At 31.8% G+C, this 6,802-nt stretch carries 6 protein-coding genes and 1 pseudogene; all 7 read left to right on the forward strand.

Annotation, left to right across the window (positions count from 1 at the left end):
• Positions 1–270, forward strand: a pseudogene (locus ACZLXV_RS12965) (hypothetical protein); the annotation flags it as partial.
• 26 nt (positions 271–296) lie between these two features.
• Positions 297–506 carry a hypothetical protein gene (locus tag ACZLXV_RS12970; RefSeq protein ID WP_202194009.1) on the forward strand — a complete coding sequence of 70 codons (210 nt, stop codon included), beginning with the start codon at positions 297–299 and terminating at the stop codon, positions 504–506.
• 112 nt (positions 507–618) lie between these two features.
• Entirely contained in the window at positions 619–2,073 is a 1,455-nt protein-coding gene (locus ACZLXV_RS12975) for a radical SAM protein (protein WP_349967932.1), read from the forward strand.
• Positions 2,074–2,084: 11 nt separating this feature from the next.
• Complete coding sequence (locus tag ACZLXV_RS12980) at positions 2,085–3,185, forward strand: P-loop NTPase family protein (RefSeq protein ID WP_119210977.1); 1,101 nt, start codon at positions 2,085–2,087, stop codon at positions 3,183–3,185.
• Positions 3,186–3,204: 19 nt separating this feature from the next.
• Complete coding sequence (locus ACZLXV_RS12985) at positions 3,205–3,465, forward strand: hypothetical protein (RefSeq protein ID WP_117691134.1); 261 nt, start codon at positions 3,205–3,207, stop codon at positions 3,463–3,465.
• Positions 3,466–3,478: 13 nt separating this feature from the next.
• Positions 3,479–4,906, forward strand: coding sequence for a S8 family serine peptidase (locus tag ACZLXV_RS12990; RefSeq protein WP_158555626.1), 1,428 nt, complete (start codon positions 3,479–3,481; stop codon positions 4,904–4,906).
• Positions 4,896–6,611 carry an ABC transporter ATP-binding protein gene (locus tag ACZLXV_RS12995; protein ID WP_155177781.1) on the forward strand — a complete coding sequence of 572 codons (1,716 nt, stop codon included), beginning with the start codon at positions 4,896–4,898 and terminating at the stop codon, positions 6,609–6,611. The genes ACZLXV_RS12990 and ACZLXV_RS12995 overlap by 11 nt, the downstream gene beginning before the upstream one ends.
• Positions 6,612–6,802: the final 191 nt, after the last annotated feature.

Genomic DNA, 6,802 nt, shown 5'->3' on the forward strand with positions numbered 1-6,802 from the left:
AAAATAGCGAAAGAGAATGCTGAACGAAAAGCAAAAGAGAACAGAGAAAAAGAGGAAAAAGTAAAAGAGAAAAGAGCTGCTAAAAAAGCAGAGGAAGAAAAGTTTGAGTCAAAACGGGCAAAGAGACAGGCAGAAAAAGAAAAAAATACCAGTGTTTCTGATAATGAAGGTATAGATATTGTTGAAGGAAAGACTAAAACTATCAATAAAGCCGTTAATTATAATTCATCGACTATTAATATTGGAAGCAATTTCAATAGTTATAGTTAAAGATTGAGGAAAGGAGGTGAAAGATTATGAGTATGAAGAAACTTGGTAAAAAAGGCGGATTCAATGAAGGTACATTAGTTGCTTTTGCATGTGCTTGTAATTGTAATTTATGCCTGTGTACATCTTGTAATAATTGTAATACAATTCCCAATGCTACAGGGATACAGCTCACAAAAAATGTGACTTACAACAATCTGTACAACAAGTCATTCGGACCTATGACTCTTTTGAGTTAGGTTCAGAAGCTACAAACAGTGTTTGAACTACTCTTTTGAGATATGTTTAAATGCTATGGGCAGTCTGATAGGACTTTTAGTCAGGCTGCCTTTTTTAAAAGGAGGAAAATATATGATTGATCATATACCATATATCCATTTGATAGAAGTATATAATGAAAAATATTTCTATGATGTAAACACAAATGGAATAATTCATATTTCGGATGAGATGTATGACTTTTTGAAAAATTTGCTTTCGAAAACATCAATAACAAGGGAACAAATTGGGAAAGAGTATAGTGCATTAAGTGAGGAATGCAAAAGTGATATTGATTTGTTGATGCAAAAAGGATTTCTTTGTGACAAAAATGAAAACATCATTTTTAGGCATCCGGAAACGGATAGAATTGAAGAATTTTATAAAACCAATTTGAATATGATGATTTTGCAAGTAACACAAAACTGTAACTTGCGGTGTAAATATTGTGTATATTCAGGCAGTTATGTTAATAGAACACATATGAATAAGCGTATGAGTGTCGAAACAGCAATAGCAGCAATAAAATTTTTCTATGATCATTCGTTAAACAGTGATTCTGTAACAATAGGATTTTACGGAGGAGAACCTCTGTTAGAATATGAGTTGATTAAACAGTGTGTTGCGTATGCGGAAGAAATATTTGCAGGTAAAAAGTTGTCTTTTAATATGACGAGTAATGCAACATTACTTACAGAAGAAAGTGTATTATTTTTAGCAGCACATGATTTTAATCTGACCATTAGCTTAGATGGACCTGCGAACATTCAAAATAAGAACAGAATATTTGCAGGGAGTAACAGGGGAACATATGAAACGGTTATGGAGAAGTTGGATATGGTAAAGGAGATATGTCCTGCCTTTATTAAAAAAATATCTTTTAATGCCGTTATTGACTTGAAACAGGATGTTTCTTGTACAAGTGAGTTTTTTATGTCATATGATTTAGTAAAAGAAATAGGTGTATCAGGAAATTATGTTGATGTAAACAATTTAAAAGAATTGGAACAGGATGATGTGCCGCCGGAATTTTATGCAAATTCTAGCTATGAAGTTTTTAAAGTTTATTTAAATAGTTGTACAAATTTGTTAAAAGGCTATGATTATTCACTATATAATTTTCATATATCTGCATTACATAATCAGATGGTTGAAAGAAATGTTTATAATAAGCATAAGAGCTGTTACGATTGTCCAGGTGGACAATGCTTACCGGGAATACAGAGGTTGTTTGTGAATGTGGATGGCAGGATGTTCCCTTGTGAAAGGGTAAATGAAACATCAGACATTTTATGTATTGGAAGTATTCAGGAAGGTTTTAATATAAAGAATGCTAAAAATCTGCTCAATGTTGCAAAAATTTCAGAAGATGAGTGTAAAAGGTGTTGGTGTTATAAGATGTGTGAGTTATGCTGTGGAAAAGCAGAAAATAATGGAAAGTTAGATAAAGGAAAAAGGCTTTCTTTTTGTAAGACAAGCAGATTTTCAATAGAAGAGAATATTAAAAACTATATAACATTAAAAAAATATGGCTGTCGTACCTTATGAAAGGAGAAGAAATGAGTAAAGTAAATGTAGGGATATATCCGTTTGATGAGTCTTTTGTTCCAGTTATAAGATATAAGGAATTGTTTGATAAATATAGGTTTTGCCTGTTTATAAATCATAACGGTAACATTTTAAGTGAAGAAGAAATTAAAGAAAAAAGCACATATGCAAGGGAATATCATGAAATAAAATGGGATGACTTGGATACAAATAGTAATATAGATGTGCTTTTAGTAACTAGCAATGTAGAACTTTTAGATTGTGATGTGGCATTAGGAGTTATAGAAAAATACTGCAAAAAAGGCATTGAAATTTGGCTGATGGGAGTTCAAGTTACATTTAGAAAAAGGGTTAAAGAGATATGCAGTCTGAATAATGTGCGATGCAAAATGCAGGATGATATTCAATTTGAAAATGGAATGATAGATTATAGAAATTTAAAATATTCTTTGGTACAGCAGATTATTGAAACACCGATTGTATCGGTGGCAGGAGTGGTTCCGGTAGCTCAAAAATATCAGATACAGCTAAATTTGTTAAATAATTTCAAAAAGGACGGTTATAAGGTGGTTCTTATTGGAACAGGGGAATTAAATGAGCTAATGGGGGCTTATTCACTTGGCGATGTACTGTTTTGCAGAGATTTACCAGAAGTACATAGAATACATTATTTTAACAATTTTTTGAAAGAAATAGAAAAAAGAGATAAGCCGGATGTAATAATTATTGGCATTGATGATCCGTTGCTTTCTCTATCATCAAGGCATCCGTTTAATTATGGCATTTATGCAACAGAACTGTACAGTGCATTTTCTCCGGATATTTCAATAATAGCTTTGATGAATGGAAATTATAATGATGATTTTTATGATGAATTTGGGAAACTGTGTCGTTTTAAGTATAATATTGATGCAAGTGCTTATTTTGTATCAAGGTATGTTTCGTTATCTGCTTCTATGTATAGGGAGAAACTTTCGTATGCATATTCAAGTGAAATACAAAATTTATCAGAAAAATACACAGTATTTTCAAATAGTGATATAGAACAAAGAAATATATATGATTTTGTGCTGAGCAGATTGCAGCAATACGGAAGGTGCGAACAATTCTAGGAGAGGAGATAATTTAGAGATGGAAAATTCTTTAAGAGAAAAAATTATAAACATAATTGAAACAGAGTTAAATATCAAATTTACGGATGAAGTTGATTATCAATATAGTTTGTTAGATCCAAGAATTGGATTAAAACCGAGAGATTTATTGGTTATATTTTTTGGGTTACAAAGTGCATTTCATATTACATTTAATGATAAAGATATATTGGAAAGAAGATTTGATTTTTTAGATAACATTGTCGCTGCGGTTCAGGAAAAAGTAGAAAATGTTGTCTGAAGGTGGGATTGTTTTGGATAAAGTAAAAATAGCAGTCATTGATAATGGAGTTGTAGAGAAAGTTTTAAGACAGCCTTTGGAATATAGGGTATATATTGACGATACAAATTGTTGTGTCATTGATAATGAACATATGGATCTTTTGGGATTTATACATGGGACAATATGTGCCATGATAATAGAAAATAATTTTTCTGAGTGTATGTTAAGCAGTGTGAAAATTTTGAATGATGATGGAATAGGAAAGGTAGATAAATTAAAAATAGCGTTGGATTGGTGTTATCAAAATAATATTTTTCTTGTGAATCTTAGTCTTGGGGTAACACATTTTCAAGACAGAACAAGTATTCGGGATGTGATTAATCATTATGCAAATAGAGGAATGGTTATTGTGGCTGCATCAGCTAATGACGGATACAAAACTTATCCAGCATCGTTTTCCAATGTTATTGGTATAGCGGCTGGTGATGTTTTTAAGATAGATATTAATTTACAGAAACATATAGGAGTAGATTTTATTGTTCCATCAGACCATGAAATAGTGTTGAGAGGAAATCCTTTTAAAGTGGGTAATAGCAATAGCTACGCTGCTCCATATGTGACTGCTATGATAGGAAAATATTTTGAAAAAAAATCTTACAGTAATGTTTATACAATACGGAGAGAACTTTCATCAAAAGAAGATTTTGTATATTATCCAGATTGGATAGAAATTGCATGGGTATCAAAGCGATGTGAACAAAGTAGGGAAGAATATTATTTCGAAGAAGTGAGTGGAGAATTAGAAGGATGTTTATCGGTGATTGATACTATTATTGTAAACAATAAAGAAGAATTTAAAAAATATTGTAAGTTGGATAAGCATATGGTATATCTGGGTCAAGAACCGATAGAGTATAGGACACTTGATAGATATTTTTGGTGCAGAAAACAGAGAGTGAAGCAGATTGTTGGAAGTAGGAAAAGGGAAGCGGAAATAGGTATTCCTGTTATCATTTGCAAATTTTCAGAAAATCAGGATAGTATTTATTGGTTGAGTGAACTAAGAAAATATTTTGCAAAAGACGGGTATAATATGTTTACTGTAAGCAGTAAGGTAGAGAGTGTGTTATATGATTTGGAATTTCTGCCAGAGGAATTGTGTAATAAATCAAACAGAGAAGATGTATATAATTTTTTATATTGGCAGACTTATTATTGCCAGTCGGATGCTTTGTTGATGGGAATTGATGACAAGAAGGAATATGACATAAATGTTTTGGAAAAAGCTGTGGATATGATTATCGTGGTGAAAACTGTAGCTGGAATGGTGAAAATCGATATCTATTGTGATGGTAATATGGAGGTTAGAGAAACAATAAATTGTCTTGAGAGCAGATCAATACACTTATTGTATCAGAAAGTATTAAAACTTTTTATGGAGGTTACGGATGAGCAATAGAGAAGCAGTGCGAAAATTGCTTGCACTTCTAAAGGACTATACAAAAATAATATCAATTATATCTGGATGCCTGCTGATCTCAACAGTTTTGAATTTATGTGTACCATTGTTAAGCAGAAGAATAATGGATGATGGCTTTATTGGTGGCAATAAGGAACTGTTAATAAAATTAGTGCTTTGTTCTTTGATGGTTTATCTTGTGATTTCTGTAATTGATATAATCAAGGAGAAGAATAGAATCAATATTTCAGCAAAAATACAATATTCTCTTTCTGAACAGGCTTTTTCACATCTTATGAAAATGAAAGCAAGTTATTTCAATAACAAGAACTACGCTGAAATATTAAATAATATAAATGTCGACATCGGTAATATGACATCTATTGCTGATGAAGGTGTGTTTTTTGTTGTTACACAAGCATTCAGTATGACTGGAGGAGTCATTGGGTTGTTTATTTTGAACTGGCGAATGACAATTTTAGTTTTGCTGTTTATTCCGATAAAATATGTAGTTATGAAAAAATTTGCAAAGCAACGAAAAAAAGTGATGGATGATTTTATCAATGATAGTCAAAAGTACGCAAGATGGTTTGGTGACACAATTGGTGGTGTGAGAGAAGTAAAACTTTTTGGAATATTAAATTATAAACATGCAGAGTTTTCTCAAAAGCAGTCGAAAGTAGTTGAAAGACAAAAGAAACTAAATATACTTAGTCAATGGAACAATATTATAGATACCACACTTGTACAAATATTAGTGACAGTGATATATATTATTGGAGCTAATTTGGTGTTTAAATTCCAATTATCGGTTGGAAGCGTTTTTGCGTTTATTACATATAGTGCTTATGTGACGGGTCCAATATCAGCAATTTTAAATATTGGCTATTTGCTATCAGGTATTATACCGTCTACCAAGAGATACTACGAGTTTATGAATCTGCAAGAGGAAACGGATAAGGGAAAACTTATAAAGCCAGAGTTTGGAAATTTGAAATTGGAAGAAGTTTTTTTTTCGTATGAAACAGACAAACCAATTCTTACAGATGTCAATATAGAAATTCCTAAAGGAAGTAAGACTGTACTGATAGGAAAGAACGGTTCGGGAAAATCAACAATTATCAATTTGCTCACAAGAATGTATGAACCAACTGCGGGACAGATAAAATTGAAAGGAGTAAACATTTTCGAGATTACATTAGAATCATATAGAAATATGATTTCGGTAGTCAGCCAGCAAATATATCTTTTTAATGATACAATCCGCAATAATATATGTATTTATAAAAAAGTAAGTGATGAAGTGATAGAAACTGCTTGCAAGGACAGTGGATTAGAAGATTTTTTAAAGGAGGTATCTTTGGATTATGTAGTAGGACAAAATGGAGCGATGCTTTCTGGAGGACAGAAACAGAAAATTGCTCTCGCCAGAGCTCTTGTGCATGATAAACCGATTATAATTTTTGATGAGGTGACTTCTAATACGGATGTGTATTCAGAACATCAGATCAATGGACTTCTTCATACGAGACTAAAAGAAAAGACGGTTATTATTATAACTCATAAACAAGAGATACTTCAAGATGTGGATCAGATTGTTATGTTGAAAGATGGAGCTGTTGTTGGTACTGGAAAGTATGATGATTTGGTAATAAACAATGCAGAATTTAAAGATATGTTGAGAGGACTGAAAAAGATGGACTAGTATATTGCATGAAGCACTAAATAATAGCAATATCTGCAAAGTATTACACGAAAATGTCAAAGGATTACAGTTTACCAAAACCCATAATTATTTCTGATATAATGCGATAAGTCAGAAAGGATGATGGGGCTATGGGGAAAAGAGAGCACATATACGAAATTATTGCAGAGAATATCAGAAAAGAACGCAGA

Source organism: Butyribacter sp., from assembly GCF_056818865.1.

What these genes read in the sequence shown, in the direction of transcription:
- ACZLXV_RS12970 (WP_202194009.1), top strand. Translation starts at nt 297, where the DNA reads ATGAGTATGAAGAAACTTGGTAAAAAAGGCGGATTCAATGAAGGTACA.
- ACZLXV_RS12995 (WP_155177781.1), top strand. Translation starts at nt 4,896, where the DNA reads ATGAGCAATAGAGAAGCAGTGCGAAAATTGCTTGCACTTCTAAAGGAC.
- ACZLXV_RS12985 (WP_117691134.1), top strand. Translation starts at nt 3,205, where the DNA reads ATGGAAAATTCTTTAAGAGAAAAAATTATAAACATAATTGAAACAGAG.
- ACZLXV_RS12975 (WP_349967932.1), top strand. Translation starts at nt 619, where the DNA reads ATGATTGATCATATACCATATATCCATTTGATAGAAGTATATAATGAA.
- ACZLXV_RS12980 (WP_119210977.1), top strand. Translation starts at nt 2,085, where the DNA reads ATGAGTAAAGTAAATGTAGGGATATATCCGTTTGATGAGTCTTTTGTT.